This is a genomic window from Microvirga sp. BF8, from assembly GCF_059888585.1.
The window spans coordinates 2,060,148-2,082,730 of sequence record NZ_CM187619.1 but is presented as its reverse complement, the minus strand read 5'-3'; the positions used below and the strand labels follow the sequence as shown (position 1 = coordinate 2,082,730).

At 61.9% G+C, this 22,583-nt stretch carries 21 protein-coding genes; 7 read left to right on the top strand and 14 right to left on the bottom strand.

Annotated features, from left to right (window positions below; genetic code table 11):
• Nucleotides 1-2: 2 nt before the first annotated feature.
• The 6 genes from AC522E_RS09985 to AC522E_RS09960 are packed head-to-tail and all read right to left on the bottom strand — an operon-like array spanning nucleotide 3 to nucleotide 5,217.
• Nucleotides 3-719, bottom strand: coding sequence for an ABC transporter ATP-binding protein (locus tag AC522E_RS09985; protein ID WP_500750278.1), 717 nt, complete (start codon nucleotides 717-719; stop codon nucleotides 3-5).
• Nucleotides 716-1,678, bottom strand: coding sequence for a PQQ-dependent catabolism-associated beta-propeller protein (locus AC522E_RS09980; RefSeq protein ID WP_500750277.1), 963 nt, complete (start codon nucleotides 1,676-1,678; stop codon nucleotides 716-718). The genes AC522E_RS09985 and AC522E_RS09980 overlap by 4 nt, the downstream gene beginning before the upstream one ends.
• On the bottom strand, nucleotides 1,666-2,838 hold the full coding sequence (locus tag AC522E_RS09975) for an ABC transporter substrate-binding protein (RefSeq protein ID WP_500750276.1): 1,173 nt from the start codon (nucleotides 2,836-2,838) through the stop codon (nucleotides 1,666-1,668). The genes AC522E_RS09980 and AC522E_RS09975 overlap by 13 nt, the downstream gene beginning before the upstream one ends.
• A complete protein-coding gene (locus AC522E_RS09970; protein WP_500750274.1) occupies nucleotides 2,835-3,479 on the bottom strand; it encodes an ABC transporter ATP-binding protein in 645 nt (214 codons plus the stop codon). Before AC522E_RS09970 ends, AC522E_RS09975 begins: the two co-directional genes overlap by 4 nt.
• Entirely contained in the window at nucleotides 3,476-4,234 is a 759-nt protein-coding gene (locus tag AC522E_RS09965) for an ABC transporter permease (RefSeq protein WP_500750273.1), read from the bottom strand. Before AC522E_RS09965 ends, AC522E_RS09970 begins: the two co-directional genes overlap by 4 nt.
• A gap of 8 nt (nucleotides 4,235-4,242) precedes the next feature.
• Nucleotides 4,243-5,217, bottom strand: coding sequence for an ABC transporter substrate-binding protein (locus AC522E_RS09960; protein WP_500750272.1), 975 nt, complete (start codon nucleotides 5,215-5,217; stop codon nucleotides 4,243-4,245).
• Between the two features lie 784 nt (nucleotides 5,218-6,001).
• Between AC522E_RS09960 and AC522E_RS09955 the strand changes: the two genes are divergently transcribed.
• The 5 genes from AC522E_RS09955 (at nucleotide 6,002) to AC522E_RS09935 (ending at nucleotide 10,051) form a co-directional block, all read left to right on the top strand.
• On the top strand, nucleotides 6,002-6,757 hold the full coding sequence (locus AC522E_RS09955; RefSeq protein WP_500750642.1) for an amino acid ABC transporter ATP-binding protein: 756 nt from the start codon (nucleotides 6,002-6,004) through the stop codon (nucleotides 6,755-6,757).
• Between the two features lie 51 nt (nucleotides 6,758-6,808).
• Nucleotides 6,809-7,600, top strand: a complete 792-nt coding sequence (locus AC522E_RS09950; protein WP_500750271.1) for an ABC transporter substrate-binding protein — start codon at nucleotides 6,809-6,811, stop codon at nucleotides 7,598-7,600.
• A 70-nt stretch (nucleotides 7,601-7,670) separates the two neighbouring features.
• Nucleotides 7,671-8,366, top strand: coding sequence for an amino acid ABC transporter permease (locus tag AC522E_RS09945; RefSeq protein WP_500750270.1), 696 nt, complete (start codon nucleotides 7,671-7,673; stop codon nucleotides 8,364-8,366).
• Between the two features lie 4 nt (nucleotides 8,367-8,370).
• The gene (locus tag AC522E_RS09940; RefSeq protein WP_500750269.1) at nucleotides 8,371-9,057 is read left to right on the top strand and encodes an amino acid ABC transporter permease; all 687 of its coding nucleotides are present in this window, start codon (nucleotides 8,371-8,373) and stop codon (nucleotides 9,055-9,057) included.
• A gap of 4 nt (nucleotides 9,058-9,061) precedes the next feature.
• The gene (locus tag AC522E_RS09935; protein WP_500750268.1) at nucleotides 9,062-10,051 is read left to right on the top strand and encodes a 1-aminocyclopropane-1-carboxylate deaminase/D-cysteine desulfhydrase; all 990 of its coding nucleotides are present in this window, start codon (nucleotides 9,062-9,064) and stop codon (nucleotides 10,049-10,051) included.
• A gap of 111 nt (nucleotides 10,052-10,162) precedes the next feature.
• Here AC522E_RS09935 and AC522E_RS09930 read toward each other — a convergent pair whose 3' ends face one another.
• The 7 genes from AC522E_RS09930 to AC522E_RS09900 all read right to left on the bottom strand — a co-directional run bounded on the left by AC522E_RS09930 (nucleotide 10,163) and on the right by AC522E_RS09900 (nucleotide 18,050).
• Complete coding sequence (locus AC522E_RS09930) at nucleotides 10,163-11,581, bottom strand: M20 family metallopeptidase (protein WP_500750267.1); 1,419 nt, start codon at nucleotides 11,579-11,581, stop codon at nucleotides 10,163-10,165.
• An 84-nt stretch (nucleotides 11,582-11,665) separates the two neighbouring features.
• Nucleotides 11,666-12,538, bottom strand: coding sequence for an alpha/beta hydrolase (locus AC522E_RS09925; protein WP_500750266.1), 873 nt, complete (start codon nucleotides 12,536-12,538; stop codon nucleotides 11,666-11,668).
• The gene (locus AC522E_RS09920; protein WP_500750265.1) at nucleotides 12,535-13,539 is read right to left on the bottom strand and encodes an ABC transporter ATP-binding protein; all 1,005 of its coding nucleotides are present in this window, start codon (nucleotides 13,537-13,539) and stop codon (nucleotides 12,535-12,537) included. The genes AC522E_RS09925 and AC522E_RS09920 overlap by 4 nt, the downstream gene beginning before the upstream one ends.
• Nucleotides 13,536-14,516 carry an ABC transporter ATP-binding protein gene (locus AC522E_RS09915; RefSeq protein WP_500750264.1) on the bottom strand — a complete coding sequence of 327 codons (981 nt, stop codon included), beginning with the start codon at nucleotides 14,514-14,516 and terminating at the stop codon, nucleotides 13,536-13,538. The genes AC522E_RS09920 and AC522E_RS09915 overlap by 4 nt, the downstream gene beginning before the upstream one ends.
• Nucleotides 14,513-15,427, bottom strand: coding sequence for an ABC transporter permease (locus AC522E_RS09910; RefSeq protein ID WP_500750263.1), 915 nt, complete (start codon nucleotides 15,425-15,427; stop codon nucleotides 14,513-14,515). The genes AC522E_RS09915 and AC522E_RS09910 overlap by 4 nt, the downstream gene beginning before the upstream one ends.
• Nucleotides 15,424-16,401 (bottom strand): ABC transporter permease, encoded by a 978-nt coding sequence (locus AC522E_RS09905; protein WP_500750262.1) that lies wholly within the window; start codon nucleotides 16,399-16,401, stop codon nucleotides 15,424-15,426. Before AC522E_RS09905 ends, AC522E_RS09910 begins: the two co-directional genes overlap by 4 nt.
• Before the next feature lie 38 nt (nucleotides 16,402-16,439).
• Nucleotides 16,440-18,050, bottom strand: a complete 1,611-nt coding sequence (locus AC522E_RS09900; RefSeq protein WP_500750261.1) for an ABC transporter substrate-binding protein — start codon at nucleotides 18,048-18,050, stop codon at nucleotides 16,440-16,442.
• Between the two features lie 99 nt (nucleotides 18,051-18,149).
• Between AC522E_RS09900 and AC522E_RS09895 the strand changes: the two genes are divergently transcribed.
• Together AC522E_RS09895 and AC522E_RS09890 are read left to right on the top strand one after the other, a co-directional pair.
• Entirely contained in the window at nucleotides 18,150-19,022 is an 873-nt protein-coding gene (locus AC522E_RS09895; RefSeq protein WP_500750260.1) for a MurR/RpiR family transcriptional regulator, read from the top strand.
• A gap of 345 nt (nucleotides 19,023-19,367) precedes the next feature.
• On the top strand, nucleotides 19,368-20,798 hold the full coding sequence (locus tag AC522E_RS09890) for an aldehyde dehydrogenase family protein (protein ID WP_500750258.1): 1,431 nt from the start codon (nucleotides 19,368-19,370) through the stop codon (nucleotides 20,796-20,798).
• A gap of 47 nt (nucleotides 20,799-20,845) precedes the next feature.
• Here the strand turns inward: AC522E_RS09890 and AC522E_RS09885 are convergent, their stop codons facing one another.
• On the bottom strand, nucleotides 20,846-22,495 hold the full coding sequence (locus AC522E_RS09885) for an MFS transporter (protein ID WP_500750257.1): 1,650 nt from the start codon (nucleotides 22,493-22,495) through the stop codon (nucleotides 20,846-20,848).
• Between the last annotated feature and the right edge of the window lie 88 nt (nucleotides 22,496-22,583).

The following is a 22,583-nucleotide window of genomic DNA, read 5'->3' as shown; positions in this document are numbered from 1 at the left end:
GTTCACGAGCCTGCCCTCGTAAGCCGTAGGAACGCCTCTTCGAAGCTTTCCCCGGATGCAAGCCCCCTCGCCTCGCCCGCCCAGCGGACCGTACCTTCATGTAGCACGACAAGCTGATCGGTAGGTTCGATCTCATCGAGCATGTGCGTGGCCCAGAGCACACTCAGACCTGCGCTGCGCAAGGAGCGTACATGCCGCAGAAGCATCTTCCGCCCGGCAACGTCCAGGCCGGCCGTCGCCTCGTCGACGAGCAAGAGCTCCGGCCGATGCATGAGGGCGCGGGCTATCTCGACGCGCCTGCGCAGGCCCCCGGACAGGGCACGCGCCTTTTCGAACCTTCGTTCACCGACGCCAAGCCGCCCCAGTTCAACACCTGCGCGCTCTGCGGCCTCGGTGCGTGAGAGGCCATGCAAGGCAGCGTGGTAGGCAAGGTTCTCTGCAACCGTGAGATCGAGGTCCAAGGTCGGAAGCTGAAAAACGACACCAAGGGCAGCAAGAGCCTTAAGCGGATCGCGGCGCATGGAATGCCCGAAGACGCGGACATCTCCGGCCTGCGCATGATAGAGGCCGGTCACAAGGGAAATAAGCGTGGTCTTCCCTGCGCCGTTCGGGCCGAGGATGACGGTGAAGGAGCCCCTCTCCACGACGAGATCCACATTCGAGAGAGCCCTGCGCGTTCCGAACCCGTGGCTCAGGCTATCGACCGCGAGTGCTGTCACGGCGCTACCACGAGGCCCCAGGGAGAGCGGCCAACACCGATGGTCTTTACGACCTCGCGGTTTTCCAAGTCGATCACAGACACATCGTTCGAATTGCCGTTCGCCGTATAAAGGCGCTTCCCGTCGGGCGAAAGCGCGATGTGCCAGACTCGTTGGCCGACCAGGTACAGGCGTAGCATCTTGAATGTCTTCGCGTCGATTTCCGCCACGCGGTTGGCTGGGCCAAGCGCCACGTAAGCGCGCGATCCGTCGGGAGTGAGTTGGATGCCGACCGCCTGAACGAGCTCGCGCGAGACGCCGGGAACTTCAAAGGAAATCTTCGCCAGAGCCTCGCGCGTTCCAGCGTCGAAGACCGATACGGATCCACGCAGCTCGGAGGATACCCAGATCTGCCTGTTGTCGGCTGAGATCTGGGCGACGCGCGGGCGGGTATCGACGAGAACATTGTCGATGAGTTCGAGCGTCTTCGCATCAATCACGTGCAGCATGCTCGTTGTCTCGGACGTGGCTACGACAATGCTGCCATTTGGGCTTGCGCCCATGCCTTCGGGTTCCACGCCGACTTCGACCTCGGAAATGACCCGTGCCGAGGGAACGTCGATGACGGAGACGAGATTGTCATTCTCGTTCGCCACGAAGAGCCGGCGCCCGTCTGGATGCATGACAAAATGCTCTGGATCTTCGCCCGACGGCAGAAAGGTCTCAACTTTGCGCGATTTCAGATCGACCACATCAATGCGGTTGTCGTCCCCAACGGCGAGATAGAGCTTGCGATTGTCTGCGCTCAGTCCGATGCCGCGCGGGCGCCTCCCGACGGGGATGGTGCCGACGACGGTGAGCGTATTTCCATCGATCACCGATACGGTATTGTCCTGTTCGTTCGATACGTAGATGGTCTCGGCGGACGCGGACTGGCCCAACAGAGCAAGCCCGATGACGGCAAGAATCATAGCCTGCATCGGGTCTCCTCCCCATCATATCCCAAGGTATCCAACTCCGAGCCCCGATGCAGATAACCTGCCTGGGGAGAGACGGAGACCAGGAGCCGCGGACCTGCGATCAGGATTGGCTGGCGCATCTGTCCGTCCCACGGGCGAAAGGTCTGCCCCTGCCCCTTAAAGCCCGACAGGATGAAGTCGGAACCGCGGAGGTAGGCCGCTATGACAGACGGGTCGCTGCTGCCAGAACGAATGGCGGCCTCGCCAATGGACCGCACCGCTGCCCAGGCAGCATAGTCGACGGCGTCCATGCGCCGGCCGGCGTGCTTCTCGAAACGAGCCTGGAGCTGCGCGGCGCCCCATTGCTCGGAGACCATGCTCCAACCTGTCGCGATGAGTCCGTGGGTTCCGGCAACCGGACGCGGCAGTGCCGTCCGACCGGGGAGATAGTCGCCAAACTCGTTTTTTTCGTCCGCCACGACGAGCACATCATGATCGCGAGCCTGTGTGAAGGCCGGAATCTCGGTTTGCAGGGCCACGTGACCCGTATCCACCCGTGCATTCCCGGGCTGGAAGGTCCATTCCTTCTCCGCAACGATCTCTGCGCCAAAGCGCTTGGCCGCGCGACGAAAGGCTTCGGCCTGAAGCTTGTCGCCCGGGTTTCTGCCGGTCACCAGGAACCATCGCCGCCAGCGCTTGGTCATCAGGTATTGTGCCAGGGCATCGGCCAGCATGGAGCGGCTTGGGATGGTGTGAAGCACGTTGGTCCGACACGATCCGTTGCGCAGGTCGTCATCGGGCGCACGGCTGTTGAGGATGATCATATCGCGCGCCTCGGAAGCCGAGGCCGCAGCAAGAAGGGCTGGTGCGTCGAGGTCGGCCACGATGAACCTGATACCCTCGGCGGCGAGGCTGCGGATGGCATCGACCGGGCTTGCCTGCTTCGGGATCATCCGCTCCACAAGTGTGAAGTGCTGCCCAGTAAAGCGGCCCGTCGTCGCATTGTCCGCTATACCGAGACGGGCGCCGGCCAGCCCTTCGTCCCTCGCGTCCGCGTCGAGCGGAGAGACGGGCTGAACGGGATCGCGCTCCTGTGTAACCACCGCGATGACCACTGCGCCGTTCTCAGCCATTACGGGAGAGGTGTAGATGAGGCAGAGAATAAGCAGGAGCTGCCTCATTCGGCCGCCCTCGGCTGTCGGACAGGTTGATCGTCGACGATCCGCGCTGGGGAGCCCTCGAGAGCCACGATCCGATCCGCAACAGCGGCCACCTCATGCCGGTGATGGGTCACGAGCAGGATTGTTGGCCGAAGTTTCCGGATCTCCGCGGCGAGGAGATCCTGCATGTCTCTCACCGTCGCCTCGTCCAGCGCCGAAAAGGGTTCGTCCAGCAGGAGGAGCCGTGGCCCGACCGCGAGGGCACGGGCCAATGCCACCCGGCGTGCCATGCCGAGAGAGAGGCGTTGCGGATAAACATCCTCCGACCCTCCGAGGCCCACCCGCGCCAACCACTCCCCCGCTTTTTCAGGCTGGCCGGGCATCACCAGCTCCAGATTTTGCCGGGCCGTCCGCCACGGCATGAGGCGGGGGGACTGAAACAGATAACCGACCGGCTCCGGACGCCCTGAAACCGACCCGATGAAGTCGCGGTCCAAACCGGCAGCAATCTGGAGGAGGCTCGATTTGCCGACACCCGAGGGGCCTACGATGGTGCAAACCTCTCCATCCGCAAGGTCGAGCGCCAGCGGCTCGAACAGTGTTCGCGCCGGGGCACCGGATCGCGCCGGGAAGACTTTCCTCTCGATGCGGATGCGCATCATCGCCGCCACTCTCCCACATGCCGCTCCAGGGGTGAGAAAACGAGCCATTCGATGAGAAGCACACAGGCGACAAAAGCGAGCGCGTAGGCGAGAACACGGGCTACGTCGAAGAGCTGAAAATAGCTCTGGAGCTGGAATCCAACTCCGTTCGAACGTCCGAGCAACTCGACCACGAGCACAATCTTCCAGATAAGTGCAAGACCGTTGCGTGCGGCGGCCAGAAAATAGGGCGCCAATTGTGGGACGATTACCTCGCGCAAGCTCGTCCAGAACCCCAACCTGTAGATCTGCGCCACTTCCATGTAGTCACGGTCGAGGGCCCGAGCCCCCTCGCGGAGAGTGACTGCCACGTTGGGAACCTTGTTGAGCGCAACTGCCACGAGGAGAGCGGTTTCCACCAGCCCGAGCCAGATATAGGTCAGGACGATCACAACAAGCGCAGGCACATTGAGAAGGATGACAAGCCAGGGATGAATCCAACGGTCGAGCCATCCCAAACGTCCCAGGACAATGCCAAGGGCTGCACCCAGCGTCATGGCGACAGCGAAGCTGACGCCGACGCGCGCGAGCGTAACGCCGAGATGATACGGCAGCGCGCCACTTCGAGTCTCCACCGCCAAAGCCTCCAGCACCGTGAGCGGACTGGGTAGAAGGCGGCTCCCGCCAAGGACCGAGCCGATCTGCCAAAGAGCCAGAAACAGCAGGAGGGATGCGATACCCTGCCACCCTCCGCTCCGGACATCAGCAGTGCGCATGAGCAGCCTCAATTGGACATCGAAGGCCAGAACGTCTTTGGATCGAGGTTCCGAGCTCTACCGACGAGCTTTTCCCCTCCAAGTTTGACGAGGATATCATAGAGTCCTACCGCGGCCTGCCAATCAGCCTGCGACCACCGGCCCGGAAGCCCCGCACGGAAACCCACCTGTAAAGCCGCCAGGACGGCCGGATCATCGGTGCCGATCTGTGGGGCGAGCCGGATCCACGCGTCCGTCGAGCTTGAAAGCAACGTTTTCGCCTCGCGGGAAGCTGCCAGGAATTCCTCAAGAGCCTTCACTTCGCGTGTGCCCCATTCTTCGCGGAAGGCATAGCCGAGCATCGGTACATCGCTGCCGATCCCAAGGTGACGCATCATGTCCGCCACGGTCAGGAGCGGCGTCGCCTCCGAGGTCCCCAGGCGGGCGGCATAGTGCCAATAGGTGAGCACCGCATCGATGCGTCCGCGAGCCAGTTCCTCGTTCAGCAGCGGCGGCGCAGCGAAAACAGGCTCGCACAAGAGGGACAGCGGAATTCCAAATTCCTTCAGGGCATAAGCCTGGAGAATCAGCCAGCTCTTGTCGAGAGGGCCTCCCGCGACGCCAATCCGTTTGCCCTTCAGGTCGCCAAGGCTCTTGATGCCGGAATTCGGCTTGACCATGAGCGTGCCGACGGCCTTCGAGTAGGACACGAAGCTGAACGCCTCGCCCTCGCCTCGTTGACGGGCAACCCAGGGCCAGTCGGTCACTATGAGGTCCACTGCGCCCGCGAGGAGCGCGACCTTGGCCGACTCATTGGAGGCGAATTCCACAGGTGCGACGGTGATGCCGTGGGCAAGATCAAGCCCGAAGTGTCGGATCGTATCGATTTCCCAGGCAACGGTTCCGAACCTGAGCAACCCAACTCTGATGGTTGGGCCCGCTTGTGCGCCTGCGGGCTCGAATACGAGCAACGCAAGAACAAGCCAGGCGATTCTCAAGATCATGGTCGGACCCTGGCAAGATGTGCCGCGTATCAACGGTCAAGCTCCGGCACGGTTCCGAACTTTTAATTGCCCCGCGGGGTGCCGATCGTTTGCAACGGAGGGCACTCTCACAATTGCGCAGGAGATTCGTCCGTTCTCGACAGCCATTGCTGGCCGTGCGGCCGATTTCGGGGTCTGACCTGCTTCGATTGAGGAGTTCGGCGTCTGTTCTGGAATGCGGGCGGAAGAGCTGCCTTGGCCTCACCGAAGACCGGCCCGACCGGCTCCTTCTAGTTATCCTCGGTCGGAACGCGCCCTTTCTTCTGCATGCGGTCCCCGTTGGCTTGACTTGCCGGGAGGCAGAAACCAGTGTTCAACGTCCGGCCAAAGACGCCAGCCTGCTTCCTACCTGTGTAGTACATTCCTATGCCCGCACCTCTCCTCCGTGGACACTCGTTCTTGACGAAGTATGGACTTGGTCGCTGCTTCGTTGTTTCGAACGCTCCCGGGGAGCCGTCCCGGACTCCGTCTGAGGTCGGAGCCCTCCCCTATGATTCCACCTCAGGCCTTGTCGCGCACCCTTTCCACTGCATGCCGAGCGCCGACGGACGGATGTGCCGCGCCATCTTCCCGCAAACCAGGACGTCTCCATGATCCCGGAGAAGTCCAATCCACGCATCGCGGTGAGACCGATGCACGGCCTGAACCGTCCAACTCCGCTGGGCTCACACGGACGACATTTTCATTCGGCCGGGCCCGCAAGCGCGTTCCAAGGCCGACCTCAGATCGATTTGAAGGCTCCATGATGACCATAGCCCCCATTGTCGTCGTTGACCGGGTATCGAAAACATTTCGCTCCGCGCGCGGCCGCAGCGAGCACCGCGCTCTCGACAATGTGTCCTTGTCGATCGAGCCGGGCCAGGTGCTGGTCATCATCGGCCCGTCCGGCTCCGGCAAAAGCACGCTGTTGCGCACCCTGAACGCATTGGAGACCTTCGATACCGGCAGCATTGTCGTGGATGGGGTCTCCCTGAGCGACAAGAAGACGGACCTTAATGGCTTGCGGGCCGAGATCGGAATGGTGTTCCAACATTTCAATCTGTTCCAACACAAAACGGCGCTGGACAACGTCGTGCTGCCCCAGATGGTCGTACGCAAGCGCTCACGCGAGGAGGCGGTCGCTCGAGCTCGCGATCTTTTGGAGAAGGTCGGCATTGCGGATCGGGCCAATCACTACCCGAGCCAGTTGTCCGGCGGTCAGCAGCAGCGCGTCGCGATTGCTCGTGCACTCGCCATGGATCCGAAGATCATGCTGTTTGATGAGGCTACCTCCGCCCTCGATCCGGAAATGGTTGGCGGCATCCTGGATCTTATGCGCAAGCTGGCGGCGGAGGGGATGACCATGGCGGTCGTGACACACGAGATGGGCTTCGCCCGCGAAGTCGCCGATCGAATCGTCTTCATGGATGGGGGACGGATCGTGGAAGAGGGAGAGCCCGGCCCCTTCTTTGCATCACCGTCCCACGAGCGGACCCGGGCATTCCTTGATCAAATCCTCTGAGCCAACCGGCTGCGGAGGATTCTGACAAACGACTCATAAGAGGGGAAACAAATGAGAAAACTATGCAACACGATCATAGCGGCCGTGACAGCCTGCCTCGGCTTCGCGAGTGTCGCGCAAGCGGATGAGATGGACGACATCCTCAAGCGCGGCGAACTCCGCGTCGCCGTCCAGACCCAGGGTGCGCCCGTCAGCTTCGTCGACAAGAAGGGAGAACGTACCGGTCTCGCGGTTGAACTCGCCAAAATGATGGCGGCAGATCTCGGTGTGAAGGTTACGTTCCAGGACTATGACTGGAAGGGCCTGATCCCGGCTCTCCTGTCCGGCAAGGTCGACATGATCGCCGCCGACATGACCCCGACCCCGCAGCGCGCCGCGCAGTTGCTGTTCTCGCGGCCGATGTTCTACCAGGAAACCGTTGCGGTCGTCCCCAAGGACGCCCCGTACAAGACCTGGCAGGAGATCAACAAGGACGGCCTCAATATCGGAGCCACGCAGGCCAGCTCCTATGGCGATGCGGTAAAGAAGTTCATGCCCAAGGCCAATCTCAAGGAATTCGCCGGTGGTACGGCAGCTGTAGCCCAGGCGCTTTCGAGCGGCCGTCTCGATGGCGCGGTTTCCGATCTCGGCAACGTCACCAACTTCGTGCGCGAGTTCGGCAATCTGAAGATCCTGGATGGCGTCATTACCCGCGAGCCCCTCGCTTTCGCCACGCAAGCCAATGCCTTCCATCTCAAGCTCTGGCTCGACAACTACGTGGAGCTGATCACGGCCGATCGCCGCCTTGAGAACCAGGTGAACTACTGGTGGAACTCGACCGACTGGGAAAAGGACCACAAGTAAACTGCACAGCCGCAGGCGGCCGGTCCATGGACCGGCCGCCCTCCCCGAGGCAAAAATCCCATAAACCTTAATGACTTGGCTCCTTGACTACTACAATTATCGCATCGTTGTGCAGTATCTCGGCCGCTTCGCCGAGGGACTGGGCAATACGCTAACGGCAGCCGGAGTCAGTCTCGTCCTGTCGCTTTTGCTCGGCACGTTCGTCGCGCTCGCTCTCCTGTCGAGCCGCGAGGTTCTTCGCAAGCCTGTCGAAGGATATGTCGCCTTCATCCGCGCGACCCCGCTCCTCGTTCAGATCTACCTGATCTATTATGGTCTTCCTGCGCTTCTGCCCTTCACGAAGAGCTGGAACGACATGTATTTTGGGATCGCCGCCCTTACTCTGAACAGTTCTCCCTATATGGGCGAAATTATCCGCGCTGGCATTGAATCGGTTCCCCGCGGACAGATCGAGGGCGCCAAGGCAGTCGGCATGAATTACGGTCAGCGCATGCGCCACGTGGTTCTTCCGCAGGCCTTCGCCAACACGCTTCCGCCGCTGCTGGGCCAAGCGGCGGTTCTCATCAAGGACACGTCTCTCCTGTCCATCATCACTGTCTTCGAGTTCACGAGCGCCGGCATTCTCTTGAACAGCGAGCGGGTGCGTCCCAACGAGAGCTTCCTCACCATCGCGGCCGGCTACCTGCTGATCTATCTCATGATCCTCCTGCTGTCCCGCGGCGTGAGGCAATGGCTGGCGGGCCCCGCCTGGAACGCGCAAGGCTAAGGCGATGCTCGAACGTTACTGGTCCATCACCTCGTCGCTGCTGCCGTTCCTCTGGAAGGGCTTTCTCGAGACGCTCTACGTCTCTCTCGTCGCCATTGTGGCAGGATCCCTGATCGGGGCAGTCATCGGCCTTGTCCGCAGCCAACGGGTGCCGATCCTCACCAGCCTTTTCGGCATCTACATCCATGTTCTGCGCGGAACGCCGTTCCTCGTTCAGCTCTATGTATTCTACTTCGTGCTGCCGAACACAGGGATTTCCTGGCTGAGCTGGGACTCACGCACGGCAGCTTTCGTGGCGCTCTCCGTTTATACGTCAAGCTATGTAGCGGAAATTGTGAAGGGCGCTGTCGAGGCCGTGCCGCGTGGCCAATCGGAAGCAGCGACCGCACTCGGAATGAACCGTATCCAACGCCTCTGGTATGTCGTTATTCCGCAGGCATTGAAGCTTACCGTACCACCGATGAGCAGCGTCTACGTGATGATCATCAAGAGCACCGCGATCCTGTCGGTGGTGGGTATCTCGGAGCTGACCCGCCAGGGCGAGGTTTCCATCCTGCGGTTCCCGCGCGACGTGCTGTTCATCTACGGGCTCATTGCCTTCATCTACTTCCTCTACTGCTATCCCGTTCTCCGGTTTGCACGCTGGGCCGAGCGTCGCGTGGGAGCCGCCAGAACGGTCGATCTGGATTGACCGGATGCTGAACGCCTTCCCGCGCTGCTCGCTCCTTTCGGGTCCAACTGCCCTGGAGCATATGGCGCGGGTGGGGCGGCATGCAGGGCATCCGCAGCTCTGGGTGAAGCGGGACGATTGCATGCCCCTCGCCTTCGGCGGCAACAAGGTGCGCTGTCTCGAATTCTGGCTTGGACAGGCGCAGGAGCAGGGTTGTGACATCCTGGTGATTGCGGGAGCGGCGGCCTCGAACCAGGTCCGCCTGACAGCAGCTGCGGCGGCCAAGCTCGGAATTGAGTGCCTGGTGCTCTATGCCGGTCCGGACCCGTTGCCTGCGCACGGAAACCGCCTGCTGACCGAAATGCTGGGTGCTCGTATCCAGTGCCTCGGAAATGTGGAGGAGGCAGAGCGTGCCATGCTGGCAAGGCGAACCGTCACAGAACTCGCCGCCGCCGGGCGCCGCCCCTATCTGGTCGGAGACCCATTGGTAGGCGCGCTGGGCTATGTCCGCGCGGCCCGGGAACTTCACGAGCAGGCCATGGCGGTGGGCCTCGATCTTCGCCATATCATTCTCCCGGGCTCCATGGGTGTCACGGAGGCGGGATTGATCTTCGGTGCGGCCATGCTCGGGCTGCCCTGGACCATCCATCTCATCAGCGTCGAATATGACGCCGCAGGCCTCGAGGCCCGGATCTGCGCCATCCTCGAGGATTTGGGTCGGATAGACGAAGTTGAACCCACGCGTGACATGCTCGGCCGCGTCCGAATACACATGGACCAATTGGGTGCCGGGTATGGCCAGCCGACCGAGGCATCGGTTCATGCCAGTGGTCTCTTCGCAAAGCTCGAAGCTCTCGTGCTTGAGCAGACCTATGTCGCAAAAACCTTTTCTGGGCTGCTCAGCTGTGTGGCCAGGGGAGATATTCCGACGGATGAGGCCGCATGCATCGTTCATACCGGCGGCACGCCCGCAATCTTCAGCTCGAGAGTCCCAGGCGCGGCTGAATTCGCATAGGGAGCGAAACGGAAAGCGCTTTGAACGGGTGCTTTCCGAGCCGTCGAGAAATCAAGTGATCGGATGCCGCGGAGTGTGGGTGCTCAAGGCCATGACGCCGAAACGAATCCGTCAGTTCACCGACATGTCGAGCGGTGGCTCTACACCTTTCCGCAGCGGGCTCGCATAAGGCGTCTCGCGAGTCCGGTCGGCAAGGTCGGCTTTTGCCGCTGCCAACAGAGAAGGATCGGTTACGGCTGCCATACCTGTCGCAGCCATCGCCTTGGCGACATGAACCATAGCCTTGTGCGCGGCGGGTGTCTTGCCCTGTGCAACGACCTGCCATGTGTGGAAAGGTGTCCCGATGGCGACAGTCGGCGCGTGTGCCTGGACGGTCGGCACTACCCAGCTTACGTCGCCGAGGTCGGTCGAGCCAATCATCGGCTTGCGCTGAGTATCGAGGGGAATCAGAAAGTCCGCGAGCGGTGCGTCGGTCTGCTTTTGGCCGACCGCCCGGTAGACAGACGCGATTTCCTGCGCGGACAAGGTCGCGCGAATCTCGCGGGCAAAGGCGCGATCGGCTTCGTCGAATGGGGTTGGGCCGAGTTCCTCCATCGCACCGTGCAGGGCCCGCTCGAGGGGGCCGTTGCCGAGGATGTTCGACACCGCGCTGACAATGCGCATCTCGACGCTCGTCTCGGTCATGAGAGCCGCGCCCTGCGCGATCTTGTGAACCCGCTCGACGAGCTCCAGCATTCCGGGCAGATCCATGGCCCTGATCGAATAGCGGACGCGGGCATGAGCCTGGACCACGTTTGGTGCTATGCCGCCCGTGTCGAGCAGGGCGTAATGGACGCGCGCTTCAGACGGCATATGCTCGCGCATGTAGTTCACGCCCACATTCATCAGTTCCACCGCGTCGAGGGCGCTTCGTCCGAGATGCGGAGAGGCTGCCGCGTGGGCCGCGCGGCCAGTGAAGATGAAGTCGGCGCGAGTGTTGGCGAGTGACAGGGCCGGTGCGACCTCCCAGAAACTGTAGGGATGCCACGAGATGGCGATGTCGGCATCGTCGAAGGCGCCGGCGCGTACCATGAAGGCCTTGGCGGCGCCGCCCTCCTCTGCGGGACATCCGTAATAGCGGACGCGTCCCGGAATGCCTTTCTCGGCAAGCCAGTTTTTCAGAGCGACCGCTGCGAGCATGGCGCCTGCGCCGAGAAGGTTGTGGCCGCACCCGTGCCCGTGCCCGCCCGCCTCGATCGGCCGGTGCTCGGCGACGCCGGCCTCCTGGCTCAGGCCGGGAAGCGCATCGAACTCGCCGAGGAATGCGATAACAGGCCCGCCCTCCCCAGCCTCCCCGACGACGGCTGTCGGAATGCCGGCGATCCCCTCGGTGACGCGGAATCCCTGATGACGGAGTTCCGCGGTGTGCTCCGCCGCCGACCGGACCTCAGTGTAGCAGACCTCCGGCATCCCCCAGACTGTATCGCTGAGGGCGATGAGTCTTTCCTTGGCGGCGTCGACATGCTCCCAAATTTCATTCCGAACGTTCATATCAAACTCCAAAATTCAAAGCGGTCATGTGCTGACGTCGACGCCGAGGTGCAGAGGGGCCCGTAAGTGGCCGGTGCCACTGCATCACAGTGCCGCGGCTTGCTCCGAGACCAGTTCCTCGGCCGGCGGGATGCGACCTTCAAACCAGTAGGCGGCAGCTGCGCGCGACATCGCAGCACCGTCATGGCCCACGCCGGCGACACGGATCAGTTGCCAGTTGAATGGAAGACCGAGCCGTTCGGCTTCCCTCCGGGCGAAATCGTAGACGAAATGAGCGCGGGCGTAGCGGGTCGGTCCCTGCCTCAGGGCTTCCGGCTGCGCAGGGAGATTGGGATCGTCCGTGCTGATATCCTGATCGCCCGCAAAAACGTGCATCGGATAGGCAAGCCATCGGGCTAGGCGGTGGTCATCGAGTCCGATGCCACCAAGCCCTTCGGGAAAGTCGCGGTCCAATGTCGGCAAGGTATACCAGCCCGGATTGGCTGCAATCACCGCTTCGAACGGCGCGTGATCCTGGGTGGCCAACAGGCGGTGCGAGAATTGCCCGCCAGCAGAATGGCCGAACAGACGCGCCTGGGACCTTCGCGTGACGCCGCCGCTCCGCAGTGCCGCGAACACACGTCCCAGCACAGAGTAGATCCAGCTCTCATAGGGCTGGGCGCTTCCGCCGGTACCAAGAACCAGTCCGTTGTTGTACCCTTCCGCGTTTGGAAATTGCTCGTTCGAGAAGGTTGGAGCGGCAATCAGCAGGCGGTGCTTTTCTGCGGCCGGAATCCAAAAGTCGCGATACTCGTCGCCATTTCGGAGCATGCCATGCTGGACGATGATGACCGGATCGTCGGGGCTGTGCGCCGCCGGGCGATAGAAGTTCACGGAAAGCGGCCGATCCGGATGGAGCAGGTCCAGGTAGGGAAGTGTCGTGCGGCCGATTTCGGGCGCGAGCGTGGTCGTCGTCATGATTGATCCGAAGTGTGCAAGTGGCAGGCTGCGCTGCGTCCGGGGGATATATCCTTGAGAACGGGGCGGGTTTCGCGGCATACGGCTGTCGCGTGGTCACAGCGCGGGTGAAACGGGCAGCCGCTTGGCGGCGCCAAGGGGGATGGAAGCTCGCCCTTGAGCGGCTGGAAGGCGCGCTTGCGACGTGTCGCCGACGGACTCGCCGCGATCAGCGCTGCGCTGTACGGGTGTGCGGGCTCGGCGAAGACGGCCTGTGCTGGTCCGACCTCGACAATGCGTCCGAGATACATGATGGCGACGCGGTCGCTGATGTGGCGGACGATTCCCAGGTCGTGACTGACGAAGAGGTAGGTCAGCCCGTGCTTCTCCCGCACATCCATGAACAGGTTTATGACCTGTGCCTGGATCGAGACGTCGAGCGCGGAAACCGGCTCATCGCAGACCAGGAAGTCAGGCTTCACCGCCAGGGCGCGCGCAATGCCGATGCGCTGGCGCTGTCCACCCGAGAACTGGTGCGGGTAGCGGTTGCGATAGGCGAGATCCAAGCCGACCTCGGTCATCGCCCTGTCCACAGCAGGATCGATTTCGTTCTTTGGCAGGAGACGATGGATGCGCAAGGCCTCGCCAACGATCTGGCGAACCTGCATCCGCGGATTAAGGGATGCGTAAGGGTCCTGAAAGACCATCTGGACTTTCAGCAGGAAGTCCAGCCGCTCCTTGCCCTTCAGGGCGGCCACCGGCTGTCCGTTATACACCACCTCGCCGTCTGTCGGTTTGAGGATGCCGGTGGCGATGCGCGCAAGGGTCGACTTGCCGCAGCCGGATTCGCCCACGAGACCCAGCACTTCTCCGCGCTCCACGCTGAGATCGACGCCGTCGACGGCCCGCAGGACGGGCGGCGGAGCCGCCTGCCCGACCATCGTGAGGATCCGCTGAGCAAGTGTCGACTTGCCGCGGAAGTGCCGTTTTACGCCTCGCAGTTCGAAGAGAGGCGCGGTCATGGAACGCTGCCTTCGGGAATTGGATTGTGGCAACGGTAGCTCTGGCCACGGTCAGCCCGGGGGGACGGATCAATCTCGGCACAAACCGGGAGCGCTCGTTCGCAGCGCGGTCGAAACGGACACCCGCTCGGACGAGCATCGATGCTAGGTGCTGCACCATCGATCTGTTTCAGCCGCTCGCCAGGATTCACCGTTGCCGCAGACGAACCAAGCAGCCCGAGCGTATATGGGTGACGGGGTCGATCGAGCACATCGTCCACGGTCCCTGTCTCGACAATGCGCCCTGCATACATGACGGCGACACGGTCGGCGAGTTCAGCAACAACGGCGAGGTCATGCGTGATCCACAGCACCGCCGTGCCGGTCTCGCGACTCAGCTTCTGGACTTCGAACAGGATTTGACTTTGGATTGTCACGTCAAGGGCGGTGGTAGGCTCGTCGGCGATAACCAGGTCCGGCTCATTCAAGAGTGCGGTCGCAATCGCAACTCTCTGGCGCATCCCGCCCGAAAATTCGTGCGGGAACTGCTTAAGGCGTGCCTCCGGAGACGAAATGCCGACGCGTGACAGAGCTCGTGCGGCCTCTTTCAATGCCTCCTGTCTGCCCATGGCACGATGCTCGAGGAGCGCCTCGCACATCTGCTCGCCGATGCTTAGCACGGGATTGAGCGTCATCAGCGGATCCTGGAAGATCATGGCGATGCGGTTGCCACGCAGGCTCCGCATGCGCTCCTCGGAAGCGCTCCGGAGATCCTCGCCCTTGAACATGACATCGCCCGCAACAATCTCCCCCGGAGGGTCGATCAGCTGGACCAGCGAGAAACCGGTTACAGACTTCCCGGAACCGGACTCGCCGACGAGTCCGACGATCTCGCCGGCGTCGATGACAAGGTCGACCCCATCGACGGCCGGCCAGGCACCGGCGAGGTCATGGAATACGGTCCTGAGATCGCGGACTTCAAGCAGAGGCGATGTCATGGACCCCTCACATTGAAGCTGCGTCGCAGGCGATCACCCACGAGATTGAGCGATATGATCAGCAGCACCAGCGCGATGCCAGGGAAGACCGCGATCCAGTATTCGCCGGAGAGAAGAAATTCGAAACCGTTGGCGATCAGGAGACCGAGCGACGGCTGGGTCACCGGGACGCCGACACCGAGGAACGACAATGTCGCCTCGAGTGTGATTGCCCCGGCGATGCTGATGGTCGAGACGACGAGGACCGACCCGATGGAGTTCGGCAACAGGTGAGCCAGCATGATGTGTCGGGTCGGCAGGCCGAAATTGACCGCCGCCTCGATATATTCCTTGCGCCGCTCGACGAGTGCCGCCGCTCGCATCAGCCGAGCATATTGGGCCCATTGCACAAGAATGATGGCGACAATCACTTTGTCCACCCCTCGTCCGATCGAAGCGAGCAGAACGAGGGCGATGAGAATGGACGGAAAACCGAGCATGAAGTCCACGACCCGCATGATGGCGGCATCGATCGCTCCGCCGAACTGCGCAGCGACGAGCCCCGCGGCGATTCCGATGGCGAGGGCTCCGGCGGTCGAGGACAATCCGACGAGAAGACTGGTGCGAAGGCCATAGAGAATGGCACTGAGCATGTCCCGACCCTGGGAGTCCGTACCGAGCCAATAGGTCATTCCGTTCATGCCCTGGATGCCCGGCGCGAGGCGATTGTCCATCACGCTCAGCGATGCGAGATCATGTGGGTTCTGGGGCGCAATGACGGGCGCGAACGCAGCCAGAAGAACAAGAATGCCGAGGAGAATGGCGGCGCCGCGTGTCGTCGGCCGGCTGCGAATTCGGCGCAGGACCTTCTTTCGCAAAGGCGTGTCAGCGTAGGAAGCGACAGACGGCGCCTTCGTTTCCGACGGGGTCATGCCATTTCCCCCGTCAGCTTCACGCGCGGATCGAGAGCCGCGTATAGAATGTCGACGAGGAAGTTCACAGCAACGAAAAGCAGGGTCGCAAGCATCACGTAGGCGACCACCACCGGACGGTCGAGCTGATAGATGCTGTCGATGAGAAGCTTTCCCATGCCGGGCCAGGCGAAGACCGTCTCGGTGATCGTCGAGAAAGCCACCAGACTGCCGAACTCCATGCCCGCCACCGTGACGACTGGAATTAGGATATTGCGCAGAACGTGCCGCCCCACGATACGTTTGCGGCGAACTCCTTTAGCGCGCGCGTACTTCACGTAGTCCTGCGTCATCGCCTCCGAAGTTCCTGCGGCGACGAGCCTTATCATCAATGCCATATTCGGAATGGCAAGGTTGAGGGCTGGCAGAATGAGGTGTTTCAAGCCATCGAGCGTGAGCAGGCTCGTCTGAATGCCGAACACAGATACCGTCTCTCCGCGCCCCGCTGTCGGCAGCCAGCCGAGCGCCACGCTGAAGAGAAGGACGAGCATCATTCCCTTCCAGAAACTTGGCAGCGAAAATCCGAGGACCGTTCCGGCCATGATGCTACGGCTCACGCGGCTCTCGGAATTGAGCCCGGCCAGAAGGCCCAGCGGCACCCCGACAGCCGCCGCCAGGCTCATGGCCAGAAAGACAAGTTCGAAAGTGGCCGGCAGTCTGGCCAGAATCAGCCCGACTGCCGGTACGCCATGCACGAAGGAGCGCCCAAGATCGCCTTTCAGGGCACTGCCCAGAAAAACCAGATACTGCTGCAGCACTGGCAGGTCGAGCCCGAGGCGACGGATCATCGCCTCGCGCTCAGCGGCACTCACCTGCGGTGGAACCAGCAACTCGATCGGATCTCCGATGCCGTAGACGGCAAAGAACACGACGACCGACACCGCAAGCAGAACCAGGACGCTCTGGATCAGACGCTGAAGGACATAGGCCGTCATCGCGTTGGTTCCAGGCTACAGGCGCTCCTCTTCATGGCTTACTGCTTCGGCTTGATCGACATAGCCATGGTGAACTGGTCCGTCCGGCCCACATAATTCAGGTTGGATTTATAGGCCCAGACCGTGCTTTCGAAATGCAGGGGAATGAACGCATTACTTTCGAGAACGCGAGCGCCGGCCTTCTGAAGCAGGTCGGACCTCTTGGCATCGTCAAGCGTCGTGATCGCGGAACGGATCAGCGTATCGAATTCGGGATCAGAATAGCCCCCGTAGTTCGAGCCACCGATGGTCTTGGCCTCGTCCGGTGTTGCAGGCCATTGCCTCAGGAAGGAGGACGCCTCACCGCTTGTGGAGCCCCAGCCGCCGAGGGCCACGCTGAACTCTTTCTTGGAGCGGCGGGGGAAGTAGATGGCACGTGTCATAGCGTCCACGTCGGCGCGGATTCCCACCTGGGTCAGGTATTGCGCGACGGCCTGAGCGATCTGACTATCGTTGATGTAGCGGTCGTTGGTCGTCGAAAGGGTAATCTGAAAGCCCTTCGAATAGCCGGCTTCGCTCAGGAGCTTCTTCGCCTCAGCTGGGTCGTAGCGCAGCGCAGGCGGGTTCGGCAGCGTTCCGAACATGCCGGTCGGCAGGAACTGGTAGGCCGGCTCGGCGGCGCCGTCCATGAGACGCTTGACGATTGCGTCACGGTCGATCGCAAGCGACATAGCCTTTCGCACACGCGGATCCTTAAGAGGATTCTTGCCGTTCTCTGCCTTGACAAAGGGGCTCTCGTCACGTGCGACATCAAGCTGGAAATAAATGACGCGTGTCGACGGCGTGATGACATAGCTGAAACGCTTGTCGTCCTTGATGCGGCCCAGATCTCGCGCTGCCGGGTTCTCAATCACGTCATAGTCGCCGGCAAGCAGCCCTGCGAGGCGCGGACCAGGATTGGTAACGGGCACGAAGCGCACACTCGTCCAGGGTTCTGCAGGGCCCCAATATTTCTCATTGCGCTCGAGCTCGATTCCCGTGCCGCGTACATAGCTCTTCAACTTGTAGGGCCCGGTTCCAATCGCCAGCTTGCCGTCGTTGAAGTCCCCGACGACCGGCCAATTCCCCGTCACTCCGCAGTTCTTGGCAGGGTCGAAGGTCAGCTTGTCGTGCGGGACGATAGAGGCGCTCAGGATTCCGAGGCCGGAGAGAAAGTTCGGCAGAAGCGGATCGGGCGCCTTAGTTGTGATCACAATGGTCTGCGGATCGGGCGCCTCGACGGCGGAGAAGTTACCCGTAATGTCAGCGAAGGAACCAGCGATGGCGGTTTCATTCTTCAGCGTGCGGCAGAAGGTGAAGACCACGTCATCGGCGCTAAAGGGCTTCCCGTCGGAGAACGTCACCCCTGGCCGCAGCTTGAACGTCCAGGTGTTCTTGCCATCGTTGCTCCAAGACGTAGCAAGCCCGGGCAGAAGCTTTTGTTTCTCGTCCTGTTTTGTCAACCCTTCGAAGATATGAGCCGCCAGAGCATTGTTGGGCGTCAGATCGTGATAATGTGGGTCAATCGCCGTCGGCTCGGAACTGAGGGCGATCCGCAGGGACTGGGCCCAGGCAGGAGCACTCAGCAAACACGTACCGGCGACAAAGGCGAACATCATACGGTTGCGCATGGAATTTTCTCCGTTCCCCTACTTCTGTCGTTTTGACAGCTTTATTTTCGAGATTTAGAGAACATGAAAAATTTATGACGTCAATCTGCCGGAGCCAAGATGCCACCTGCCCTTAAGCCGACGACGGATCTCGCCAACAGGATCGCGGCAGCCTATCCATCGCTCAGCGGTGCACATCGGCGCACGGCAGATTTCGTATTACAAAATCCGCTCGATACCGCGACAATGACGATCGAGGGGCTGGCCGACCGGAGCAGCACCTCGACCGCGACGGTCACACGTTTCGTGCGCAGCTTGGGCTATGGGGGCTACAGCGAGTTTCGCGCTGCCCTGTCAGCCGCCCTCAAGGTCGCCATGGCGCCGGTGGACAGCCTTGCAGGTGCCCGTGCGGCAGCCGGGTCGACCTTCGCGACAGTCGTCACAGCCCTCAAGGATCAGGCCAACAACCTCGCAGAGACAATTTCCACGCTCGACGAAGACATCTGTTCGCGCACCATCGATGCACTCTTGCAATCTCGTCGCATCTTCATTGTGGGATCAGGGGCCAGTCACCATGTGGCAGCCTATCTTGAGGAAGGCCTGGCACTCTATCTCGATGCGAGTGTCATCTTTGCATCTTCCCGCGTCGGCCCGGAGCATGCCATCCGGCACATGATGTCGGCAGGACCGGGAGATCTCATCCTGGCCATTTCCATGCCGCGCTATTCCCGCGGGACCGTCGAACTCACAAGCCTCGCCAAGAAGCGCGGCGCGATGGTGATCGCCTTCACGGATGCGCCAACCTCACCATTGGCACGCCTTGCGGATATAACCCTGTTCGCTCCCGCGCGAAACAGGCTCCTGCCCAACTCTCCCTCGGCAACCTTCGCCCTCGCCGACGCCGTGATCACCGCCGTGGCGCGCAAGCGACCTGATGCAGTCGAGGCCCTGAAAGAACTCAGCGAGAGCCTTCTGTGGACATTTTATCAATGACAACAATACCGTAGGTTGGACGCCCTCATTTCAACATGCGGCCGGCATCTTGCGAGAGCACGGGCCCGAAAGGATTCGACTTTCGGGATCAATGTGATGCTCTCCTTCGGATGGCGGATCGCCGAAGTGCGGGGAGGCGCCCCTTGCCGGTGTGGCATCAGAGGGGCGGCCTTCTTGCCCAGATGTGCTATGAGAGCGCTGTCCTCGTGCGCGCTTCAGGCGACGATCTCAACGCTCTCTCCCGCCACTCTTCATCGTGGCTGGGTAGGTCGGAAAGGTCGTCGTGGCATTCTGCGCTGGGACAGATGAGCCATGACCGAAGGCCACACAGCCGGAGACTGACACGTGCAGCACCACCAAGAGTTCTACATCGATGGACAATGGATTCAGCCCGTGGAGGATCGTCGTCTCGACGTGATCAATCCAGCGACCGAGGAACCCTTTGCCACGATCGCTTTGGGAAGCGCTACCGACGTCAACCGGGCCGTGGCTGCCGCCAGGCGCGCCTTCAACGCTTATGCGCAGACCAGCCGCGAGGAACGGCTGGAGCTTCTGGCACAGATCGTAAGTGTCTATCAGCGGCGTAAGGAGGATCTTGCCCACGCAATTTCCTCGGAAATGGGAGCGCCGCTTGCCTTCGCGCGGGAACGCCATGTTCCGGCAGGCCTTGGGCATCTCCAGCGCGTGATGGAAGTGCTGAAGACCTACGTGTTCGACGAGCGCATTGGGACGGCGCTGGTTGCCCGCGAACCGATCGGCGTCGTGGGCTTGATCACGCCATGGAATTGGCCCTTAAACCAGATCGCCTGCAAGGTCGGCCCTGCCCTCGCTGCGGGTTGCACGATGGTCCTGAAGCCGAGCGAAGTCGCGCCGCTCTCAGGGCTCGTCTTTGCGGAAATCCTCGATGAGGCCGGGGTTCCGGCAGGTGTGTTCAACCTCGTCAATGGCGACGGCCCGGGGGTTGGGCAATCGATCTCCAGCCATCCGGATATCGACATGGTGTCCTTCACGGGTTCGACCCGTGCCGGCATCCTCGTGGCCAAGGCCGCAGCGGATACGGTCAAGCGCGTCCACCAGGAACTGGGTGGCAAGTCCCCCAATATCCTTCTCGAAGATGCAGACTTCCAGGTTGCCGTGACGAACGGCGTGCGGGCCTGCTTCGCCAACAGCGGCCAGTCCTGTAACGCGCCAACACGCCTTCTCGTACCAGTTCAGCGACAGGATGAAGTGATCGATATTGCTAAGCGCGTCGCGGCGGAAACCGTTGTGGGCGATCCACAATCCAGTTCCACGATGATCGGTCCGGTGGTCAGCGCCACCCAATTCGACCGGATTCAGAAGCTGATCCAGGCTGGAATCCAGGAAGGGGCCGTTCTCGTTGCCGGCGGACCTGGACGTCCGGCCGGTCTCAATCGCGGTTATTACGTGCAGCCGACGGTCTTCGCCAATGTCGACAATGCCATGACGATCGCGCGGGAGGAAATCTTTGGCCCCGTGCTGTCGATCCTGCCTTACGAAACCGAGGAGGATGCCATCCGCATTGCCAATGACACAGTGTATGGCCTGTCGAGCTATGTCACTTCAGGAGACAGCGAGCGTTCTCAGCGGGTGGCGCGCAGGATACGGGCCGGCATGGTCCACCTGAACGGCGCCAGAGGGGACAATGCAGCGCCCTTCGGCGGATACAAGCAGTCCGGCAATGGGCGGGAATGGGGCCGGTTCGGCTTCGAGGAGTTCCTGGAGACGAAATCGATCTTCGGTTATCCGCCCGCGTGAATGCGAGGCCGGATCCCAAATTGCCACTCGGACACGGGATCCGGAGGCTAGTACGCAGTGGGTTCCCGATGGAGTGTGTCTGGTGGCACTCCGCCCGTCTGGCGCTCGATCATGCGCCGGACGCGAGGACGGTCGGGACCCTGGTGCAACTCGCGAAGATGCTCCCCGATAATGGCGTCGGCCTGTGTCATACGCTGGTTCTGCCGGATGTAGTCGAGCCAGGTCGGGCTATGATAGCGTTCGATCCAGACATTGGGGCTTTCGAGATCCCGCATCAGGGTCCAGTGGCGCGCCCCGTCCCGACGGCGGATGCGCTTGCGCTCGGCCATGACAGAGAGGAAACGCACGACGTCTTGGTCCCGTATGATCCATTCTATCGTGATCACGACAGGGCCGCTGCGCGGCAGGATGGGCAATGCGATCTCCGGCTCAGTCCAACGGTCGAGAGGATCGAGGTTCAGGGATTTCATCTCGGGCAAGGCGACCTTCATGCCCAGCGCCGCGCCGGCAACCAGGATGACCGCCGCAATCAGGAGCGAGTTGGCCGTGCCGTATTCCTCGGCCAGCGCGCCCCAGACCCAGCTGCCCAGCGCCATCCCGCCGAACGTGGCCATCTGGTAGAGGGCCAGAGCTCTGCCAACGACCCAGCGCGGGGAAGACAGCTGGACGGTGGCATTGAAGCTCGACAGGGCCAGAACCCAGCTCGCCCCGGCGATTGCCATCGCCGCCATGGTCAGGCTTGTGGTCGGGCTGAGGCCAGCTACGGCCGTACCGACAGCGAAGCTCAGGAAGGCAACCCGGACGAGCCCTTCCATGGACATCGTCTGCCGGAGTCGCGCGCTGACCGCGGCGCCGGCGACAGCGCCGGCCCCGAATGCTCCCAGAAGCAGCCCGTAGGTGAGTGGGCCCCCTTGAACGAGGTCCCTGGCAATGAGCGGCATGAGAGCCTGGACGGAAATCGCGGCCAGACCGAATACGGCGCCGCGCAACAGGACAGAGCCAATATTGGGCGACATGGCCACATAGCGGATCCCGGCGGCCATGGCGGCCCCGAGGCTTTCCGGCGGAAGCGCGCGCGGTGGCGTTGCCGGATGCCAGCGGGCGAGGACCAGAATCAACCCGATATAGCTCATCGCGTTGAACGCGAAGGCCGCGAACGCCCCGGCCGCCGCGACGATCACGCCGCCAATGGCCGGTCCAACGCTTCGTGCGATATTGAACCCCACGCTGTTGAGCGCGATGGCAGCCGGCAGGTCCGACCGGGGCACCATTTCTCCGACGAGCGATTGCCAGGCCGGGCCGTTGAAGGCGGTTCCGCAGCCGACCAGAAACGTGAAGGCCAGCAGAAGCCACGGAGTCATGAACCCCCAGTAGCTGAAGAGCGTGAGGGCTATCGACACGCCGAAGAGAAAGAGCTGGGACGCGAGCATCAGCTTTCGTCGGTCGGAATTGTCGGCGATGGCACCTGCCGTGAGCGAGAACAGCATGATCGGAAGCGTCGTGGAGGCCTGAACCATCGCCACAAGATCAGCCGACCCGCCAATCGAGGTCATCAGCCAAGCTGCCCCAACGGATTGGATGAGGCCGCCGAAATTGGAAGCCAGGCTCGCGATCCAGACGGTCCGAAAGATACCGTGCCGAAACGGCGCCAGCGGCGAAGTCGAGCCGTGGAATCTTTCGGTATCCTGAGCGTTCATGGTGGACAGACCTTACGAGATTCCTGCCGGGCCGCAGCAGATGCGAAGGTAAATGGATCTGGCTAACCTAGTGTGAAGCTGACCGCGT